Raw genomic sequence first — 18,898 nt, 5'->3', positions numbered from 1 at the left:
GTGAAACTCCGCAGGAGGACCGTGTTCTCGGTGGAGGCGATCACCGCGTGAACGCGTCCGCGGCGAGGTGCGGCAGCAACCGGTCCGTGCGGCGACGCGTCCGCGCGGCATCAGGTCCGTGCGGCATCAGGTCCGTGCGACATCAGGTCCGTGCGGCGGCGAGGTGAGGGTCACCGGGCCGGGAGGGTGTGGTCGCGCGTGGGGCGAGGGAGCGGGTCCGAGGGCGTAGCCGGCCCCCGGACCCTGTGATGCCACCATGTCGCACGCCGGCACGCTTGAGGACCCAGGTCAGTCGTTATGTCGCCGCGTCCTGCCTTTGGACCACCACGCATCGAGCTGCGCGGGCTGGACTTGAACCAGCATCTCGACGTACTGGGGCCTGGGCCCGGTCGATCCGGCGATCGGCGGCGAATACTGAGTCTGGAGCAAGAGTCTGAGATTGATCACGGTCTGCCTCTGCCGAGTTGGGCTACCGCGGCGCGTGGACACTCCGTGGATCCGGAGTGCCGCTTGGTGCCGCGGGGAGGACTCGAACCTCCACTGGAACCGTGCATTCACGACAAGCTTCAGGTTCAGCTTGCGCTCCTCGCGCACCCCGGCCGTGGTGCGTGGTGGCCGGGGAGTTCAGAGGCTACCCCTGTGCGAACAGGTAGCCGAAAACCGCGTCCCCGACACGCTGGTCGACGACGTCCGCGCCGTTGGCCTCCTCGCGGGCGAACTTGACCGCCTGCTGCAACTTCTCGACACGGTCGAGGAGTTCGTTCACGCGCCGCGCGGGCAGGGCGCCGGAGAACTTGACGGTGGTCCAGTACCCGACGGGGATGTCCTCGTAGTACACCTCGACCTGGGCCGGGTGCTTCTCGGTGGCCTCGGCCTTGACGTGGTTCCGAGGCACCTTCTTCGTACGGAGCGTCCGCACCGGCTCGGTCTTCCAGGCGTCGGTGGACGGGTCCCGTACCCAGGACTCGGAGGCGTCGAGGACGGGCAACTTCCGTACGAAGGTGTTGAGATCGGTGAGCTGCTTCTCGAGGAACAGCAGATACGAGACCGGCACCTGGGCGACGAGCACCCGCCCGTCCACCGACACATCGGCCCTCGCCGTGCAGTTGGCCCAGTCCTTGGTGGCGGTCACGTCGAACAGCCGGGTGAGCGTGGCCGCGGTGTCCCGCAGCACGTCCTCGGCCTGCACCTGGACCCGGGTCGACTCGGGCGGCAACTGCTCGCCCTCCTCGTCCTTCGGCTGATACGTCCGCGAGATACCGGCGAGCAACGCCGGCTTCTGCAGGCCATGATGAGCAGCCGTCAGGTCCTGATGGGACTTGGACTTGATGCCCTTCTCCACTGCGATGATCTGATTGAGTTTCGCCACGTCGGTGACCGTAGCAGCGTCGGACCGGATCACTCGAAGGATTATTCGCCCCCGCCGGTTCCCCGCGCGGTCTCCGCCCCGTTCGGGATCGGCCCCGAGAGAGGCGCCCTCTGCCCCGCGGCGACAAACGTCCGCAACCCTAGACAACTCCCTCACCCCTGCGGGGAGAACGACTCCGACTCCACCGCCGCACCGAAGAACGCCTCGGCGTCGGAGACGACGGAGACAAGGGATCCGGGATCCGGCCGCGCGCCCGCCACGAGGTCGTCCACCCCGCGCAGTCCCGCCCGTTCCAGCAGCCTCTTCTCGTTCGTCACCCACTCCCCGCGCGCCGCCAGCACCGCGTGACCGGTCTGCATGGCGGCTGTCGCCAGGGCTCCCGCCACCTCCGTGAGCCGGCCGGCGGGCGCGTGGTGGGCCTTCGCGTAGGCGAGGGTGGCCCGCGCGGTGCCGTACCAGCGTGCGGAGGCGGAGGCGCGCAGCTCGGGCGGGTAGACACGCGGGCGCGGCAGGTCGTCGCCGCGCAGGACACGGTTGACGGCGAGTTCGGCGACGATCAGATAGGTGGGGATTCCGGCGAGGTGGAACAGGAGGGGCTCGACGCGGAAACGGCCGGACCGCGCCTCCGCCACCTCGTGCTCGACGACGTCGAGATCCCGGTAGTGGACGTCGACCCGGCGCCCGTCGATGGTCAGCCAGGCACCGCCGTTGAACACTCCGCCGCCCCAGCCGCCGATCTCGGAGACCTCCCCCTGCCAGCCGACGGCTCTGAGGTCGTCGGGGTCGAAGGCGCCCCGGTAGTAGACCGCCAGGTCCCAGTCGCTGTCCGGACCATGGGTGCCCTGGGCCCGGGAACCGCCGAGGGCCACGGCCCGGACGGCCGGGAGGGCGGCGAGCCGGTCGGCGACGTGCGCGAGGAACTTCTCGTCGTCCGCGTTCACCGGCACAGACCTCCGCTTCTCGGTGTGCATGGGACGAGGATGCCGCCGGGGTGACACCGGCGTCGACCCGGTATCCAACGGCAGGGGGCGCCTTGGTCCACGTCGACACCGGCTCGGCCCGGGTCGCCCCGGCCCACGTCGACCAGGCCGCCCCGCCGCCGCCCGGCCGTCCGACCAGGCGGACCTGCCTCGGTTCGGCCTTCCGGGTAAGGAGCGGTAATTCGGATGCGGGCGCCCGCGCCGAACCCGCACCATCAGCAGGTTGTCCCTCACCCCCTCGACAGGGAGACCTCCATGGTCCAGCGCGTCACCGTTCCCGGCCTCTTCGCGCCGCCCGTCTACGCGCACGCGTCCGTCGTCGAGGCGGGGACAAAGCTGGCCTTCCTCGCCGGGTCCGTGCCGCTCGACGCCGACGGGAAGCTGGTCGGCGCGGGCGATCCCGTACGGCAGGCCGGGCAGGTGCTGGCCAACCTCGACGAGCAACTGCGCGCCGTGGGAAGCGACATGGCCCATGTCGTGTCGACCGATGTGTACGTCGTCAGCGGTGAACCCGCCGTACTGTCCGCGGTCTGGGACATCGTCGAGGCATCCGGGCTGAGCATCGGGCCGCACTCCTCGACCCTGCTCGGGGTGGCCTGCCTCGGGTACACCGGCCAGCTCGTGGAGATCACGGCGACCGCCGTCGTACCCGAGGCCGCACCGGCTCACTGACGCGAGGCGTACTTGTCCGTCGCCGCCACCAGCGCGTCCACCACACCGGCCGCCCCCGCGGTGTGCCCGACGTCGTCCACGACGGTCAGCTCGCTGCCGGGCCAGCGATGGTGGAGCCGCCACACCGTGCCCAGCAGATTCCCGAAGTCGAGGCTGCCCTGCACGAGAGTCCCCGGGATCCCCTTCAACAGGGGCGCGTCGCGGATCACGACACCCTCATCGTTCCCGTCCCCGAGGAAGTGGTCGTTGCCCCAGTAGTGCGTGACCGTGCGGGCGAAGCCCATCCGGAAGCGGGGATCCTCGTAGCGCTCCACCGAACGCGGGGGTGCCGGGACGGTCGCCGTCTCCCAGTCGGTCCAGGCCCGCGCCGCCCGCGCCCGCACCTCGGGGTCGGGCGACTCCAGCAACCGGTTGTACGCGGCGGCGAGGTTGCCGTCGCAGCAGCTCCAGGTCCCCGATCGCATGGGCCGTCGTGTTGACGGCCATGTCCGTCCCGTACGCGGCGGCGTGCGGCGTGGAACGGCCGCTGCCGCGCTGGTCGAGCAGCACGATCCGGTACGTGGCGGGGTCGCAGTAGCGCCGGTATCGAACTGGCCTTGCGGTGGGGTGCAGTGCTGCCCCGCATCCCCTGGGGGACAGCACTGTAGCCCGTTGTCATTGGCCGTCTGTGGGCCGTCGTGGGCCGCCTCGGACGGCCCACAGACGCGGTGGAGGGCTGCCACTGTTGTTGAGAGTCCGATACGAAGCCCCTCAGCCTTGATCGGACGAGGCCATCTCATTTTGGAGCATGGATAGTTCCGAACCGTTGACATCCGCCTTGTAAGTTCGGTCCGGCAGCCATGCCTACCCCGTACCTCGGTGCTGGAAGGCGGCGCCGAATCCAAGAGCGGCTGCCTCGGTACGCCGCCATCCCTTCTTGTTGATGTCAGAGATGGATGTCATTGCCTTGCTTAAAAGTCTTCGCGCGAACGCCTCGTGCTCAGCTGACTCGCGTGGGAGGCTGCGGTGATTCAGCGGCGAAGGGCGAATTATGTACGTGCCGTCAGAGGGGTCCGCGGACCGCTTCGTAATTGCCGACGCTTCTGAAGATGGGCCAAGCAGCAAAGGCGAGGAGTGTGAAGCGACACACCCCTGGCGCGAAGTATCACTCATCTGGCCGCGTCCCCATGGCTGCGCGCAACTGCTCATGGTTATCTGATGGCGCGGCCCGCGACAGAATGTCCGGTCGATCCGGTCGCCATTGCTTCATGTCGGCCACAGTGCAGGAGGTAGCATGTCGACTGAGGAAATATCGCCGCCCGAGGTCAACATTCTCAACATGAATGTTGTCTCGCTGAAGAGATTCGTCTTCGCGGTACGGACAATCTCGCAGAACGATCTGTGGGACGAGGTAGTCGAGGAACTTGCCGCCCGCGGATGTCACTCGATCGCATTGAGTGTGGAACCGATCGAAGCCATGAAAGATGCTCTGCGACAGCGAATGACCTATACGACGGAAAGGCCGAACGGCAGTCGCAACGAGCGTGACGAGCGGCGTCGCCCTGCTCCTCCGAGGGAGCAGCAGGGAGAATCGCAGGAAGACCCCTTCGACATGAGCCGTCCTCAGCGCCACCTCGAAAGGTTCATGGCCTCTGCCTGCGGCACCCCTCCCCAGTACCCACGGCGTCCGCCCGACGACACCTGGCCGGAAGGCCCTTGGGACCCGCAGCAGTAATAGCAGCGTCCGTCGCAGAGGCTCTCGACACGAGCCGTACGCTGAAAGGACTTCCGGGGCGGTGACGTCGAAAATACGTCGATGAACGCCCACACCCAGTTGTCGACCTAGATGTTCAAGCTCCACCCTCCGCCGCTAGCATGCGGCCGGCGCGGTTGAGGAGGTCGGTGTTGCCCTCCAGGAGATCCCGCCGAGTCATCCGGTGGACCTTGTCTGGCGTCACCCCGAGATCCTCGACCGGCGTGCCGGACTGCGCGCCGACCCTCAAAGTACGGCGGATAGCAACCCGCATACCCGACCCCTTGGGTAGTGGCACATAGGGGGAGGTCGGATCATTGGCCATGAGATCGCATAGGACGTCGTGAGTCCACACGTTGGCCCCCCCGGCACCGGTGTTCTGATCGGTGCCGAGCACGGGCCCGATCTCATGGTCCTGGAAGCCAGCTGCGAAGATGTCGGTCGCGGAGAAGCATCTCGCGTTTGTGACAAGGACGACGGGACCAAAGTACTTCTGACCGATTGTGTTAGCAGCCGCAAGGGATGTAGCAGGATAGGCGCCGGAGAAGGCGGCCCCTAGTTCGAGAGCCTGATCCATCGAAGGAATCCAAGCACTGAAGTCGATGCCTAGAGAATGTGCTGCTCGGCATACCCGCAAGTTGAGCGGAGAGCTCAAGAACTGAACGGGTTCGGGAGCCACCTTGCGCGGCGTGAGGACCTGCAGAAGACACTCGGCGACCCTCATATCGCCACCACCATTGTCACGGACGTCAAGGACCAGCCCCCGCTCCGGGAGAAGATGCACGAGGCGAATGAACTCCTCCACGTAACTTTTTGGATTATCGGTTTCAAAGGTGAAAATACGGAGATGCCCGAAGACCCCGGAAGACGTCTTGACTTCCTGAGCTCGGAAAACGATCGGGTTTCTTGTGGCGATCTCACCGGGGCGCAATTCCGGAATAGGCCGGCCAGTAGCAGCCGCGCTCTGCTGGACAAGAACCCGTGGAGCAAACAATGCTACTTTGGCTCGGTTCGTTTCCTGTGTATCAATGTCAACAGCCTGGGAGACCGCGGCGGAGCTGGCGGTACCCGTATCAACTGGCCCGGGCGGGTTATCGAAGAGTCGCCACCTTTCACGCATCTCCCGATGATTTCCGTCCGTCCCGATGTAGCTGACGGTCACCCATTGTTCGAATGGGGGAAGATGCACCATCAATGGGCGGATAGTCATCGACTGCACGCCGCGACTACGCTGTGCCGCGAGATTGTTCCCGGCGAAGCGTGAGGCATTGAGTTCGACCGCAACCGAGATGGGGATGCCGCTCCAATGAGTGACCAGTGCCCCGGGAGCAAATCCGGGGGCACTAAAGCCCTTGGAGACATAGGTGACCATGAACTTGGAGCCGTGCTGGTCTGCGTACTCCTCCATCAAGAACGGCAGGCATGCCACCTTTTCGGTGAACGGCTCCGGGAGTAGATAGTTCGTATGTAGATCTTTAAGGGAAAGGAAGATCTCCGAGATCTCGGCGTGGAATTTCCACTCGGGAGGCATTGCCTGTTCCGTTTGCTTCTCCATGCGTCGCTGGAGAACGCGCAACCGTTGAACAGGATTCACGCCGTACATGGCCGCTTTCAACGGGAGATGTACATAGTTCTGTTCCAGTAGGATCAATGCTTGGCCGACGATCAGGCGCCGCTCGTCCAAATTCAGCGAGCCTGCGGTCTGAACAAAATCTGCCAACTCCCTTGAAGTGTCGAGTCGGGCATGCGCGCGCTCGGCACTATGGGCTGCGGGTCCACGTGTAGGTCTGTCAGGCTGGGCACTCATCGTGTCTCCGCGGGAGGTTGAGTACATATCAATGTCGGGGGGGATTACTCAGTGCTCGTTCTGCTCAGGGCTATCGTCTGCTCAATACCGTGCTGACCGGAATGACACACAGCACTTCATGCATCCCCATCCGAATGGCCCACGACCGTGAACGGCAGAAATTCTGGTCCAGAGCTGCCTGCTCTTTCTCCAGCCGTGGCTGTAACGGTCACACAGACGGCTCAGGCTGGAGGTGTCACCGAGACGGCTGCCGGCAGGTCCGGGGGGCCGACACCCCTCACTCTTCACCACGATCGGGTGACCTATCACCGCTGTAGTCGAGGCTGCGTCATTCGCCATTGGGAGCACCAACAGCCACCTAAGGGCTGTCCCGTAATCCCCGGCGGGCGCACGACGACAGCTACGGCACTCCCCCAAGCTCTTCGAGCAGGGGGACCCCCACGCCGCGTTGTCGGATCGCCCGAATACGCCCAGTGTGCCGACGACCCTCCGCCTTGCGATGCACCGCATCTGACGCCACGCTGATCCACCAGGAATTGCGGGACAGCCCTTAACAGGTTTAAGAGTCCGCGTCTTGTGGGTTCGCTCAACCCACCGCTCACTCCTGCTTCCATCCCGTACGCCGTCGACCCACACACCGTGGAGCAGGCGTGGTCCCTGGCGTCCAGGTGCCGCACCATGACGAACACGACCGCGCTCCCGAAGCTGCAGCGCGCCACTGTGCGGCATCGCTCGGCGGTCTGACCCACCGAACGATTGACGCTTCCCATGGGCATCACGTGGACCGACGTCCGCGAGGAACTGACCGAAGCCATCCCACCCGCTTACACCGAATGGATCGGCCGCGCCTTCCTGGCACAGGCCGCGTTGAGGGTGGCGGCATGAGCGAGCACCTTCACACCACCCTCCGCCTGGCAGCAGACGGCGTGCCTGTGCGCAAGGGCAAGGTGCCGTTCGGGAACTGCCCGGCCTGCGCAAAGGACACGTGCGGCGGCCGGCCCAACATGAAGACCCCAGGTTCCTGCACCTGCCCGCACCCGTGCCACGGTTGGGCCGCCGCCACCACTGACCACGGTGTCATCAACTCGCCGACGTGGGCAGGGGTCTGGCGGGAGGCGGCGGCGGTGGCCTATCACCCGGGCGGCGGCGGCCTCACCGTCGTCGACCTCGACAACGCGGAAGCCATCGCGTGGGCCCGTGCGAGCCTGCCCGCCACCTGAACCGTGCAGACGACACGGGGTGAGCACTGGCTCTACCGGGGCGTCATGCAGTCCACCAACGCCATACGGCCCGGCGTCGACATCAAGTCCACGGTGGCCTACGCGCGGTGGCTCGGTCCCGGTACGGGCGCCATCACGGTCCTGCCGGACGTCGTTCGCGCGCTGACCGTGAAGGAACTCGCCACGGTCCGGCCGGCGGCCATCACAGCGCCCGCACTGGCCGGGGGCGGGGAGTGCCCTCACCGCACGCCCATGTACCTGCACCGTGGGATCGCCATGGCGGAGCAGCACATCACCGCGGCTTCCGGTGCGGACACACCACCGTCTACCGGACCTTCCTCGCTGCGCTGTCCACGCACGGCCGGTGCGGCTGCCTCAGCGATGCCCACGTCGCACGGTTGTTCACCGCTGCGCAGAGCAAGGGGGAATCGGCCCGGCACTGCACCGACGCATGGACCAACGCCCGCACCTGCCGACGTGCTCGCTCACGTAGCCGAACGCAAAAGCACCGACCACGACGCCGCCTAACCCAACACTCACCGCAGACAGCAGGTAGAGCCGCCACCCAGCGGCTCCCCCTGCTGCGTGTTGAGAGGATCACCGCCACATGGCCGGCCACATCCAAGACCGCTGGTTCAAGACCGAGACCAACTCCGACGGCAAGACCGTCCGCGTCAAGAGCGTCCGCCACGGCAGCGGCCTGCGCTACCGGGTCCGGTACATCGGCCCCGACGGCACCGAGAAGTCCATGAGCTTCCCCGATGGGCAGAAGCGACTTGCTGAGAAATGGCTGTCCAGCATCGAGGCGGACATGACGCGCGGGCAGTACATCGACCCGCGCGCCGGTCGCCTTACCGTGCGGCAGCACGCCGAACGGTGGTTGGCGTCCCTCACGATGGACCCTGGCACGTTCGTGAGCACTGAGATGCGCATCCGCCTGCACGTCCTGCCGTATCTGGGTAGCCGCTCGCTCGACTCGCTGAGGCCGATTCACATCCGTGAGTGGCTGCGGAAGCTCGAAGACGGGGGGTGGCCGCCTCCTATCAGCGTGTCATCTTTCGAACCTCAACGCGATGTTGGCGGCTGCCGTTGCCGATCGCCTGATCCCGCACAACCCGTGCCGTTCGTCCTCAGTGAAGGCGCCCAAGGTGGAGCCTCGTCGGATCATGCCGTGGGGGCCTGAGCGCGTGCTGGCCGTGCGCTCGGCACTTCCACAGCGGTACCGGGCCGTGGTGGACCTGGCCGGCGGGTGCGGCATGCGGCATGGAGAAGTGCTTGGCCTGGCCGTTGACGATGTGGACTTCGCCGAAGGAGTGGTTCACATCGTCCGTCAGGTCAAACTCAGCCCCGCGAAGCGGGTGTTCGTGCTTCCCAAGGGCGGCAAGGCGCGTACGGTCCCCCTGCCGGAGAGTGTCGCTCGCGCACTTCAGGCTCATATCGCGCAGCATCCGCCCCTGGCCGTGACGCTGCCGTGGCGGTCGGTCGACGGCTCACCGGTCACGGCGTCCCTCCTCTTCCCAACGCCGGCGGGCGCGCGGTGAATCGCTTTACCTTCAACCTCAAGGCGTGGCGGCCCGCTCTCGACAAGGCGGGCATCCCGCGCGGCAGGGAAAACGGCATGCACGCGCTGAGGCACTTCTACGCCTCCGTGCTGCTGGACGCGGGGGAGAGCATCAAGGCGTTGTCGGAGTACCTGGGACACCACGACCCCGGTTTCACCCTGCGGACGTACACGCACCTGATGCCGAGCAGCGAGAAACGCACGCGGGAGGCGGTGAACCGCGCGTTCGAGGACGGCCCGAAGACCGATGACGGCCCCACGACGGCCCAGGGGGGTTGAGGATGGAGGAAACGCGCAGGTCAAGATGCAAGTAGCGTCAGTAGCGCCGGTATTGAGGACCGCAGCCGGAGCCCGGACCGCCGTGCAGCATGACCGCGGGCTTGCCGTCGGGGTTCCCGCAGACCTCCCAGTACAGACGGTTGCCGTCACCGACGTCGAGCGTGCCGTGGTCGTACGGTTCGATCTCCGGATACAGACCCATCGCGCGAGGCTAACCCGACGGTGTGCGGGTCGTCAGCCCCGCCGCCTCCGCCGCCGCGCTCAGTACCTCTCCCAGCATCGCGGGCGTGAGCCGCCCGGTGAAGGTGTTCCGCTGGCTGACGTGGAAGCACCCGAAGAGCTCGATGGAGGAGGAGCCGGAGACGGCAACCGTGGGGTCCGGCTCCGGTCGCCGTGCGAGCGTCACCCGTGCCCCGTGCGTGAACACCGGACGCGGCCGGGGTACCGTCCACCCCGCCCCGGAGAAGGCGGGCAGGGCGGCCTGCCAGCCGAAGCCCCCGAGGACGACCACCGCCCGCAGCGTGGGCCGCAGCAGCTCCAGCTCCCGTACGAGCCAGGGCCGACAGGTGTCCCGCTCCTCGGGCGTCGGCTTGTTGGCGGGCGGCGCGCAGTGCACGGGAGACGTGACGCGTACGCCGTACAGCTCCAGTCCGTCGTCCGCGCTCACCGAGGTCCCCCGCGACGCGAGGCCGACGTCGTGCAGCGCCGCGTAGAGCACGTCGCCCGACCGGTCCCCCGTGAACATCCGCCCGGTCCGGTTCCCGCCGTGCGCCGCAGGTGCGAGCCCGACGACGAGGACGGAGGCGTCGGCCGGGCCGAACCCGGGCACCGGACGCCCCCAGTACGTCTGGTCGGCGAAGGCGGCCCGCTTGGTGGCGGCCACCTCTTCCCGCCACGCGACGAGCCGCGGGCAGGCCCGGCACCCGGCGATCCGAGCGTCCAGCCCGGCGAGATCGGCCGGGCGGGCCACACCTTCGGCCGGACCGGCCGAAGCTACCCGACCGGGGGAAACCTCCGGACCAGGGGGAACCCCGGGACCGGGAGCAACCTCCAGACCGGGAGCAACCTCCGGACCGGCTGAGACCGACCCCCCGGCCGAAACCTCCGGACTCTCTTCGTTCGGACCGCCGCTGTCCACGCCACCACCGTACGACCGGTCCGCCCCCGCCCGTTCCCCACTCCCCTCCGCTGTTCCCCGGAACGGCTTCACTCGCCGGCCTCGGCGTACTCGGGGGACCACGCATCCGGGGTGGTCCGTGCGACGGAAAAGGCATGCGGTGCGGCGGACCCCGGGCATTAGAGTCGAGACATGGCTTCTCAGGGTGCTGACGGGGAGATGAAGGACGCGGGTGCCGGCGGCGCGCGCGGCTCGGGCGACACGGAGGCCGCCGCGGCCACGGCCGGGGCCGCTTCCGCCGCCAAGGCCGCCGCCGCTGCCGGGCCCGCCGGTGGCGAGAGCGTGCGGGTCGACAGCTGGATCTGGTCCGTCCGTCTCGTCAAGACCCGTTCGATGGGTGCCACGGCCTGTCGGGGCGGTCATGTTCGGGTCAATGGCGAGCGCGTCAAGCCCGCGTACTCGGTCCGCGTGGGCGACGAGGTGCGCCTGCGGCACGAGGGCCGGGAACGGGTCGTCGTCGTGAAGCGCGTGATCCGCAAGCGGGTCGGTGCGCCCGTCGCCGTCGAGTGCTATGTCGACAACAGCCCGCCGCCTCCGCCGCGCGAGGCCGTGGCCCCGGCGGGCCTGCGGGACAGGGGTGCGGGGCGCCCGACCAAGCGGGACCGCCGCGAACTGGAGCGTCTGCGGGGGATGCAAACGGGCTCGTCCGGCCCGGTCAGCTCCTCCGGCCCGTCCACCGGCACGACGGGAGCGACCGGGTCCGCGGGCACTTCCCGACGCTCGGCCGGTCCCCGCTGGAGCGGTCCTCCCTGGGCCGGTCCCCGCTCCTCCGGTTCGTCGGGTTCCTCCGGCACCTCGGGCTCCTGAACCTCCGGAAGGCCCACGTGCCGTCGTACGACGTCGAGGGCTCCCCCGGTCCCGGGGGAGCCCTTCGTCCTTCCCGCGTCGTCACACCTGGCGTCCCACCCGCCGGCGTACCAGGCGGAGCAGTTCGGTCGTGTGGCCGCGCCGGGCCCAGGCGATCAGGGCGAGCGGCAGGATCAGGATGAGCGGGGTCGCCACGTACGGACCGTGGACGACGGTGACGTTGACGATGAACGCGCCGACCATCAGCGCGCTGAGCGCCACCGCGGCCACCGAATCCAGCAGCGGGATCAACAGGGCGATGCCTCCCGCGAGTTCGAGGGCGCCGATGATGTACATGCCCGTGTGGCCCCAGCCCAGCTTGTCGAACGACTCCGTGGCCGAGGGGTGGGCGATCAGCTTGGGAAGAGCGCTCGCGAACGCGTAGAAGAGGCCGAGGACGACCTGAAGGACGGTCAGGGAGATACGAGCACGGCGGGAGCGGGGCGTGGCGGCGGCCTGAGCGGTGGTGGCGAGGGGAAGGGTGGTCTCGGACACGGTGGTCTCCTGTGTGAAGCGGTGGCTGCTGCTTTCACGGAGATAGACCGGGGGCCGGTCGGGAACTCATCGGTGCGGAGCGGAGTTCGTGCCGCCCGGTCGGCGCAGGCCCGCTCCGCAGGCTCACCAGGCCGCCGGGCCTCCCCGGCGGTCCCGTTCCCCTCGTGCCGAGCCGCTCACCTCTTCACCGCCCTCACCCACACCCCGTCGTCCGTCAGATACCGGTCCACCTTCAGGCCCGCCTCCCCCAGGGCCTCCTCGAACGCGTCCTTCGTCAGCGGGCGCGACAGGAACGTCTGGGTCCAGGTGGCGTCAGGGAACACGTACTCCGCGCGCACCGAGTGGACCCCGTCCCCGACGGGCTCGGCGGACACGATGCGTACGGCGAGACCGGACGGGTCGGTGCGCTCGCGCGGCACATCGGTGTGCCAGTCCTCGCCCTCGCGCTGGAACAGCACGCAGCCGTCGTCGGCGACATGGCGGACGCAGGTGTCCAGCAGCGCCCGCCGCACCCGGACGTCCCCGGCGTGTATGAGGAACGACGCCAGCAGCACCACGTCGAACGTCTCGCCGAGATCCAGGTCCTCGATGGTGCTGCGTACCGTGCGCGCCCCGCGGACGTGCTCCAGCATCTCGGCGGACTCGTCCACCGCCGTGACCGTGAACCCGAGCTCCAGGAGCGGGTGGGTCATCCTCCCGACCCCGCTGCCCAGCTCCAGGACATGCGCGGCGGCGGGCACCGCGGCGGTGATGATGTCCGGTTCGGTTCCGACGGGCAGGCGGGTGTAGAGCTCGACCGCGCAGCCGTCCGGTGTGATGGCACCGGGTCCCGTGCCCTCGTATCCCTGACGCTTCTCGATCCTCATACCCGCCCAACGGACGGCTCCCGTAAGCCCGTTCCCTCTCCCCATCACTCGTTCGGGTGACGTGTTCGAGGGACACCGGTCCGAGCGGGAGCCGTGTCCCCCGGGGCACGGCGGGCCGGACTACAGCGCGAACCAGCCGCGCCCTCCGTACCAATGTCCGCCCGCGCTCAGATGGTCCACCACCGCGCGCTCGACGCTGTTGCGCCGCGGCAGTTCGTCGAGCGGGAGCTCCGGATCGCCGAAGACGAAGCCGACGGGCACCGAGTCGTCCGGGCTCGTCTCCTCGCGGTCGATGTCGAAGCGGTCCTGGAAGCGGATGATGTTGGAGTCGGCCGGCAGATACCGCTTGAGCTGCGGGTCGAGCAGCCATGAGTTGCAGACGGCGACCTCGTAGCGCTCGTCGGGGTAGTGGCGGGCGAAGAACTCCCGCGCCAGGGCGAGCGAACGGTCGCACGCGGACGGGGAGAGCGGGCCGCGGAAGTCGGTGATGTGCAGGCTCAGGCAGGGGTCGCCGGGGCCCAGGTCCAGCCCCGCCGCCGCGACGGCACGGCCTGTGCGCCGCCCCAGCAGCGCCCGCTGGAACTGGAGCCGGCCGAGCTGGAACAGCTCACCGTGGAAGTGCAGGGCTGTCCACCAGGGGAACAGCAGTCCGGGGCCGCCGGCCTTTCTGTGGTGCACGGACACATGCCGGCCGAGGTCGGCGAGCGTGTGCCGGGAGACGTCCTCCGGGACACCGCGCTCACGGTGATGGGCGCGGACGTGCGGCAACGCCGCGACGAAGACGTACAGGTGGAAGCAGCGTCCGAGTGCTCCCGTCGTCGCGGGGAAGGCGGGCGGCTCCCAGCCCTTGCCGATCTCTCCCATGTCCCGGACGAAGCGGGTGACGCAGCGCGCGAGGAGGGTCATGGCCTCCGGGTCCGCGGCCAACCGGTCGCGCAGCGCGACGAGTTCGTTGATGTGCTCGTGGGGCACGGACAGGTCGAGCAGGACGTCCGGCAACATGTCGGCGTCCGGGAGCGCCGCTTCCCGCGGGGCTGGGCACTCACCCTCCAGGTCCCTCAGCCATTCGGCGAGCCCCGCGTCCGCCCGCAGCGCCTTCAGCAGCACCGTCGCCTCCCCCGGCGGCCGCCGTCCGGACCGCTCTCCCTTGGTGAACGTGCACCACGAAGAGTACGTTTCCCAGTAGGAGTGGTGATCCTGATGCGTACGGGCAGTGAACCGGTGACAGCGCGGAGTGCTCTGCGGATGCGCTTCTGGCTGAGTGTCTGGGGCCTGATCTGGGCCGTTTTCGGGACGGTCGCGTTCATTCTGGCCGGGCGGCCGGGATGGGCGGCCGCGTGCGGCCTGCTCTGGGTGATCGTCACCGTCGACATGACCATGATCCTTCGGCACATCAGGCAGGGCCCGCACTACCAGCCGGGCCGTGACGTCCCGCCGTACGAGCCCGTGGACGACCGGTCTCCGTACCGGCCGCCGGGGCGCCGCCCCCCGTCGAAGCCGTCGCACCCCTGAAGCGGCCGGGCGGCGCCCTGATCGGCGGCGTCGCGCGCAAGGAGCCGCGAACGCCTCCGCCGCAAGCCGACGGGCCGCGCCGGCCTCCCCGGCGTGGACCTGCTACGCGTCGAACCGTGCCGCTTTCAGGTACTGCGGCTTCGGGTCGAGTGCGGCCGCCAGTCTGAAGTGGCGCATCGCCTGCTCGGGGCGTCGCTGGCGCTCGTAGGTCCGGGCGAGCGCGAAGTGCGCGAACGCGTTGTCCGGCTCGCGCTCCAGGACGATCGTGAACTCCAGCTCGGCGGGGCGCAGTTGCGCGGCGGCGAAGAAGGCACGCGCGCGCAGCAGCCGGGCCGCGGTGTTCTCGGGATGCGCGGCGATGACAGGGTCGAGCAGCTTCACCGCGCCCCGCGGGTCGCGCGCGGCGAGCAGTTGCTCGGCGGCGCGGAAGTCGATGACGTGCGTCTCCGGAGTACGTCCGGTCGATCCGCTGGTCTCGGGCACGGCAGAGTCCTTCCCTCGCTGCAAGGGTTCAACGCCCCTGGCGAGGGCCGCTATTCCTGGGGCCGGCGGGCCCTGCGCACGAGATCGGCCCATACGTCCCGTACGCGCCGCTCCAGTTCGTCCAGGGGTACGTCGTTGTCGATGACGACGTCCGCGATCGCCAGGCGCTTGTCGCGCGGGGCCTGGGCGGCCATGCGGGCGCGGGCGTCCTCCTCCGTCATGCCGCGCAGGCGGACGAGGCGGTCGAGCTGGGTCTCGGGGCGGGCGTCGACGACGATCACGAGGTCGTACAGCGCGGCCAGGCCGTTCTCCGCGAGCAGTGGCACGTCATGGACGACGACGGCGTCCTCGGGGGCGGCGTCCTCCAGTGCGCGCGAGCGGATGCCGACCAAGGGGTGCACGATCGCGTTCAGGACGGCGAGCTGCCGCGGGTCGGAGAAGACGATCGAGCCGAGCTTCGGCCGGTCGAGGCTGCCGTCCGGAGCGAGCACGTCCTCGCCGAATGCCTCGACGACCGCCGCCAGCCCGGGAGTTCCGGGCGCGACGACCTCGCGCGCGATCCTGTCCGCGTCGATCAGCACCGCGCCGTGCTCGACGAGCAGCCGTGACACTTCGCTCTTGCCGGCGCCGATACCACCGGTCAGGCCCACCTTCAGCATGTCCCGCAGCTTAGGGCCTGCCACTGACGGGCCGTCCGCCAGGGAGCGCCCCGGGCATCCGGATGTCCAGGAGCCCGGGAAGAGGGGTCAGCCCTCGCCTTCACGCTCCGCGAGGAACCGCTCGAACTCCTGGCCGATCTCGTCCGCAGAGGGGATCTCCACCGGTTCCGCGATCATGTTGCCGCGGGTCTCGGCGCCCGCGGCGGCGTCGTACTGGTGCTCAAGACCCTGGACGAGCGCGACGAGTTCCTCGTCGCCCTCCTGGATCTGCCGGTCGATCTCCGTCTGGGTGCGGTGCGCCTCGGTCCGCAGGCCGTGCGCGATACCGGGAAGCACCAGACCGGTCGCGGCCGTGATGGACTCCAGGACGGTCAGCGCCGCGTCCGGGTACGGGGAGCGGGCGATGTAGTGGGGCACGTGCGCGGCGAGACCGAGGACGTCGTGACCGGCCTCCATGAGGCGGTACTCGACGAGGGACTCGGCGCTTCCGGGGACCTGCGCCTCGTCGAAGGGGCTGCGGTGGCCGGGCACCAGGTCGGTGCGGCTGCCGTGCGGGGTGAGACCCACGGGGCGCGTGTGCGGGACGCCCATGGGGATGCCGTGGAAGTTCACCGAGAGACGGACGCCGAGCCGTTCCACGATCTGCTGGACGGCGGCGGCGAAGCGCTCCCACTCGGTGTCCGGTTCGGGTCCCGAGAGCAGCAGGAAGGGCGCTCCGGTGGCGTCCTGGACGAGCCGGACCTCGAGCGTCGGCTCCTCGTACTCGGTCCAGCGGTCCCGCTTGAACGTCAGCAGCGGGCGCCGGGCCCGGTAGTCCACGAGACGGTCGTGGTCGAAGCGGGCCACGACCTGGTGGGGCAGCGAGTCGAGCACCCGGTCGACGATCTGGTCGCCGGTCTCGCCCGCGTCGATGTATCCGTCGAAGTGGTAGAGCATGACAAGACCGGCCGACTCCTGGGCGAGCGCCATGTCGACCACGGCCAGGCCCTTCGGCTCCCATGCGTACAAACCCTGCGGATCAAGCACTGTGACCGCTCCTCCTCGTGTTCGTACTGCACAACATGGTGCGGAGCACGGACATTCCCGTCCCGTGCTCCGCACCGCTGCCTCGTGCCGGTCTCTCGGCCTCCACGAGCGGCTGGAAGGAGTTCCGGGGACGATGAGGGCACCGTCGGCGGACCGCCACCAGCACAGCACACCTGTGTTACGAGGACAGCACGCGCGCGTGGAGCGCGGTGACGGCGTTGCGGGCGGACGTGAAGGCGCCGTGCTGCCAGGCGTCGGCGTAGCTGAGCCAGTCGCCCGCGAAGTAGACCCGCCCGGTGGGCCGGTTCAGCGGCTTGTAGCGGACGTCGTCGGGTCCGCCGGGGGTGTTGTGCCAGGCGCCTTCCAGGTGCGGTGTCTGGCGCCAGTGGTGGGAGAAGGACGAGTCGAGTTCGGTGCGGTACTTCTCGCCGTAGATCTTCACGCCGGCGGCCACCGCGCGCTTCTCGCGCTCCTTGGGGGTGAGCTTCGCGTACGAGTCGGCGTCGGAGCCGTAGTTGTAGTAGCCGATCATGACTCCGCGCCGGCCGTGGAAGCCGTACGAGGGGTGCCAGATGTGGGTGACGTCCAGGTCGGTCTCGGTGATGCCGCCGTAGATCCGGTGGTCGAGCTCCCACCAGCGGGACCGGTATTCGAGACCGATCTTGCCCGCGGACTGCGGGGTGATCGCCTCCAGGGCGCTCTGGACGCCGGAGCCGAGGTTGTGCGGGATCCTGGCGAGGATGTTGGGCGGCAGGGCGCCGATGCAGAAGTCGGCGTCCAGGGTCCTGGTGCGCCCGCCCTGGGTGTACGTGACGGTGACGCCACTCCCCTTGTCGGTGATCCGGGAGACAGCCGCTCCGGTACGGATGCGGTGGGCCCCGATCGCCCTGGTGAGCGCCTTGGGTATCTGGTCCATGCCGCCCACCGGCTGGAACATCAGCATCGCCTGGTCGAATTCGAACTCGAAGGAGAAGTACCGGCCGACGCCGGAGGCGAAGACCTCGGAGGCGCTGGGGACGTCACCGAGGAGCACGCCCGGGGTTCCGGCGGCGGCGGGGACGGTGGTGTAGCCGCGGCGCGGACCTCCCTCGTAGGTGAGCTTGTCGCCGAGCTCGCCGAAGTCCTTGAGGAACTCGACGAGCCTCTCCTGGTCGGCGGCCGTCAGCTCCTTGTCCAGGGCGCCCTTGTCGGTGGCCTTGGCCAGCAACTCGGAGACGTAGCCGTAGACATCGGCCTTCGCGGTCCGGTGGCGCATCGGCTTGGTCATGCCGGCCGACTCGTTGTACAGGTACGCGTCCGCGTTGGTATTCGTGAACACCTCGACGGGGACGCCGAGTTCCCGGCAGTAGTCGAGGGTGACCATCCACTGCGGGAGGCGGGCCGGACCGGCGTTCATGTACTGGCCCTCACCGAACCGGGCCGTCTGCTTGTTGCCGTACAGGTCGGTGGTCGAATCACCGCCGCGCACGGTGAAGTTGCGGCCGCCGGTGCGGTCTCTGGCCTCCAGGACCGTACAGTCGTAGCCCGCCTTGCCGAGCTCGTACGCGGAGGCGAGACCCGCGATGCCGCCGCCTACGATCACGACCTTCGCGGCCCCCCTCCCGGAGAGCGTGAAATCGCCCGACTTCGGTGCGCGGAAGGGCTGTTCGCGTTGGGCGGCCTGCGCGGTGGGCGCGAGGCCGAGGGCTCCCATGGTGGCGAACATCGCGCCCGCGCCGCCGGTCAGACCGACGTTGCGCAGGAACGCCCGCCGACTCGCCGCTGTCGATCGCTCGTGTGCTGCCATGCCTTCGACTCCCCTCACGATCTTGAATGACCCGGGGATCCTGGCAACGGCCTGTTACGGCCCTGCAGTTACTCGTGTATCTACCACGTTTCCCTCCCTGCACACCGGCCTGATCCAGACCTTGACGTGACCCCGCAACCCTCTTACGTTCAGATGGGAACCCGAAGTTCATGTACGAGAACATATTTCTTGCAAACCTGACGGGAAGGCCACCGCCTCCATGCGCATCCGACGCACGCTTCTCATCCCCCTGCTCGGCGCGACGGCGGCCACGGCATGGGCGAGGGCGTGTGCGCCTTCGACGGCAGCGGTCCGACCGGCGCCAACTACGGCACGCGCCGCAGGATCACCGTGTACGCCTCGAACACGGTGACGGGCGGCAAGGGGCTCACCAGCATCACGGTGACGCCCTGACGCCCTCCCGGAGA

Annotated in this window: 15 protein-coding genes and 6 pseudogenes; 8 read left to right on the top strand and 13 right to left on the bottom strand. The window is 68.7% G+C overall.

The window, feature by feature from the left end; all coding sequences use genetic code 11:
* Nucleotides 1-631: 631 nt before the first annotated feature.
* A complete protein-coding gene (locus ACFWBT_RS11565; protein WP_385698332.1) occupies nucleotides 632-1,369 on the bottom strand; it encodes a hypothetical protein in 738 nt (245 codons plus the stop codon).
* 152 nt (nucleotides 1,370-1,521) lie between these two features.
* A complete protein-coding gene (locus ACFWBT_RS11560) occupies nucleotides 1,522-2,340 on the bottom strand; it encodes a nucleotidyltransferase domain-containing protein (RefSeq protein ID WP_385698330.1) in 819 nt (272 codons plus the stop codon).
* 264 nt (nucleotides 2,341-2,604) lie between these two features.
* Here ACFWBT_RS11560 and ACFWBT_RS11555 point away from each other — a divergent pair, with 264 nt between their 5' ends.
* On the top strand, nucleotides 2,605-3,021 hold the full coding sequence (locus ACFWBT_RS11555) for a RidA family protein (protein WP_385698329.1): 417 nt from the start codon (nucleotides 2,605-2,607) through the stop codon (nucleotides 3,019-3,021).
* Here ACFWBT_RS11555 and ACFWBT_RS11550 read toward each other — a convergent pair.
* A pseudogene (locus ACFWBT_RS11550) lies at nucleotides 3,015-3,603 on the bottom strand (hypothetical protein); the annotation flags it as partial. The gene ACFWBT_RS11555 and the pseudogene ACFWBT_RS11550 overlap by 7 nt on opposite strands.
* Before the next feature lie 691 nt (nucleotides 3,604-4,294).
* On the opposite strand from ACFWBT_RS11550, the gene ACFWBT_RS11545 reads away from it, so the two are divergent.
* Nucleotides 4,295-4,735, top strand: coding sequence for a hypothetical protein (locus tag ACFWBT_RS11545; RefSeq protein WP_385698327.1), 441 nt, complete (start codon nucleotides 4,295-4,297; stop codon nucleotides 4,733-4,735).
* 115 nt (nucleotides 4,736-4,850) lie between these two features.
* Here the strand turns inward: ACFWBT_RS11545 and ACFWBT_RS11540 are convergent, their stop codons facing one another.
* Nucleotides 4,851-6,473 carry a S41 family peptidase gene (locus ACFWBT_RS11540; protein WP_385698326.1) on the bottom strand — a complete coding sequence of 541 codons (1,623 nt, stop codon included), beginning with the start codon at nucleotides 6,471-6,473 and terminating at the stop codon, nucleotides 4,851-4,853.
* A gap of 843 nt (nucleotides 6,474-7,316) precedes the next feature.
* On the opposite strand from ACFWBT_RS11540, the pseudogene ACFWBT_RS11535 reads away from it, so the two are divergent.
* The 3 pseudogenes from ACFWBT_RS11535 to ACFWBT_RS11525 form a co-directional block, all read left to right on the top strand.
* A pseudogene (locus tag ACFWBT_RS11535) lies at nucleotides 7,317-7,445 on the top strand (DNA methylase); the annotation flags it as partial.
* A pseudogene (locus ACFWBT_RS11530) lies at nucleotides 7,442-8,250 on the top strand (bifunctional DNA primase/polymerase); the annotation flags it as partial. The pseudogenes ACFWBT_RS11535 and ACFWBT_RS11530, both read left to right, overlap by 4 nt.
* 137 nt (nucleotides 8,251-8,387) lie before the next feature.
* Nucleotides 8,388-9,620 (top strand): annotated as a pseudogene (locus ACFWBT_RS11525) (tyrosine-type recombinase/integrase).
* Nucleotides 9,621-9,660: 40 nt separating this feature from the next.
* On the opposite strand, the pseudogene ACFWBT_RS11520 reads toward ACFWBT_RS11525, so the two are convergent.
* Both ACFWBT_RS11520 and ACFWBT_RS11515 read right to left on the bottom strand, forming a co-directional pair.
* A pseudogene (locus ACFWBT_RS11520) lies at nucleotides 9,661-9,822 on the bottom strand (prolyl aminopeptidase); the annotation flags it as partial.
* A gap of 9 nt (nucleotides 9,823-9,831) precedes the next feature.
* Complete coding sequence (locus tag ACFWBT_RS11515) at nucleotides 9,832-10,590, bottom strand: uracil-DNA glycosylase (RefSeq protein ID WP_385698325.1); 759 nt, start codon at nucleotides 10,588-10,590, stop codon at nucleotides 9,832-9,834.
* Between the two features lie 339 nt (nucleotides 10,591-10,929).
* Between ACFWBT_RS11515 and ACFWBT_RS11510 the strand changes: the two genes are divergently transcribed.
* Nucleotides 10,930-11,604, top strand: a complete 675-nt coding sequence (locus tag ACFWBT_RS11510; RefSeq protein ID WP_385698323.1) for an RNA-binding S4 domain-containing protein — start codon at nucleotides 10,930-10,932, stop codon at nucleotides 11,602-11,604.
* Nucleotides 11,605-11,685: 81 nt separating this feature from the next.
* Here ACFWBT_RS11510 and ACFWBT_RS11505 read toward each other — a convergent pair whose 3' ends face one another.
* From ACFWBT_RS11505 to ACFWBT_RS11495, 3 genes are all read right to left on the bottom strand, one after another.
* Entirely contained in the window at nucleotides 11,686-12,138 is a 453-nt protein-coding gene (locus ACFWBT_RS11505; protein ID WP_356470388.1) for a DoxX family protein, read from the bottom strand.
* A 176-nt stretch (nucleotides 12,139-12,314) separates the two neighbouring features.
* The gene (locus ACFWBT_RS11500; protein WP_385698321.1) at nucleotides 12,315-13,004 is read right to left on the bottom strand and encodes a class I SAM-dependent methyltransferase; all 690 of its coding nucleotides are present in this window, start codon (nucleotides 13,002-13,004) and stop codon (nucleotides 12,315-12,317) included.
* Between the two features lie 120 nt (nucleotides 13,005-13,124).
* Nucleotides 13,125-14,111: an acyltransferase domain-containing protein gene (locus ACFWBT_RS11495; RefSeq protein WP_385698319.1), complete on the bottom strand. Its 987-nt coding sequence runs from the start codon at nucleotides 14,109-14,111 to the stop codon at nucleotides 13,125-13,127.
* Nucleotides 14,112-14,204: 93 nt separating this feature from the next.
* Here ACFWBT_RS11495 and ACFWBT_RS11490 point away from each other — a divergent pair, with 93 nt between their 5' ends.
* Nucleotides 14,205-14,516 (top strand): DUF6343 family protein, encoded by a 312-nt coding sequence (locus tag ACFWBT_RS11490; protein ID WP_385698318.1) that lies wholly within the window; start codon nucleotides 14,205-14,207, stop codon nucleotides 14,514-14,516.
* 102 nt (nucleotides 14,517-14,618) lie between these two features.
* Here the strand turns inward: ACFWBT_RS11490 and ACFWBT_RS11485 are convergent, their stop codons facing one another.
* The 4 genes from ACFWBT_RS11485 to ACFWBT_RS11470 form a co-directional block, all read right to left on the bottom strand.
* On the bottom strand, nucleotides 14,619-14,999 hold the full coding sequence (locus ACFWBT_RS11485; protein WP_266757566.1) for a tetratricopeptide repeat protein: 381 nt from the start codon (nucleotides 14,997-14,999) through the stop codon (nucleotides 14,619-14,621).
* A gap of 50 nt (nucleotides 15,000-15,049) precedes the next feature.
* Entirely contained in the window at nucleotides 15,050-15,658 is a 609-nt protein-coding gene (gene coaE, locus ACFWBT_RS11480; RefSeq protein ID WP_385698316.1) for a dephospho-CoA kinase, read from the bottom strand.
* Nucleotides 15,659-15,745: 87 nt separating this feature from the next.
* Nucleotides 15,746-16,684, bottom strand: a complete 939-nt coding sequence (locus tag ACFWBT_RS11475) for a PAC2 family protein (protein ID WP_385698315.1) — start codon at nucleotides 16,682-16,684, stop codon at nucleotides 15,746-15,748.
* Nucleotides 16,685-16,862: 178 nt separating this feature from the next.
* Nucleotides 16,863-18,389: a flavin monoamine oxidase family protein gene (locus ACFWBT_RS11470; protein WP_385698375.1), complete on the bottom strand. Its 1,527-nt coding sequence runs from the start codon at nucleotides 18,387-18,389 to the stop codon at nucleotides 16,863-16,865.
* Nucleotides 18,390-18,776: 387 nt separating this feature from the next.
* Between ACFWBT_RS11470 and ACFWBT_RS11465 the strand changes: the two are divergent.
* A pseudogene (locus ACFWBT_RS11465) lies at nucleotides 18,777-18,884 on the top strand (sheath polysaccharide-degrading enzyme); the annotation flags it as partial.
* Nucleotides 18,885-18,898 lie beyond the last annotated feature (14 nt).

It is taken from the genome of Streptomyces sp. NPDC060027 (assembly GCF_042737005.1).
GTDB lineage: Bacteria > Actinomycetota > Actinomycetes > Streptomycetales > Streptomycetaceae > Streptomyces.
The sequence above is the reverse complement of the archived record's forward strand: the minus strand, read 5'-3'. Positions and strand labels throughout refer to the sequence as shown.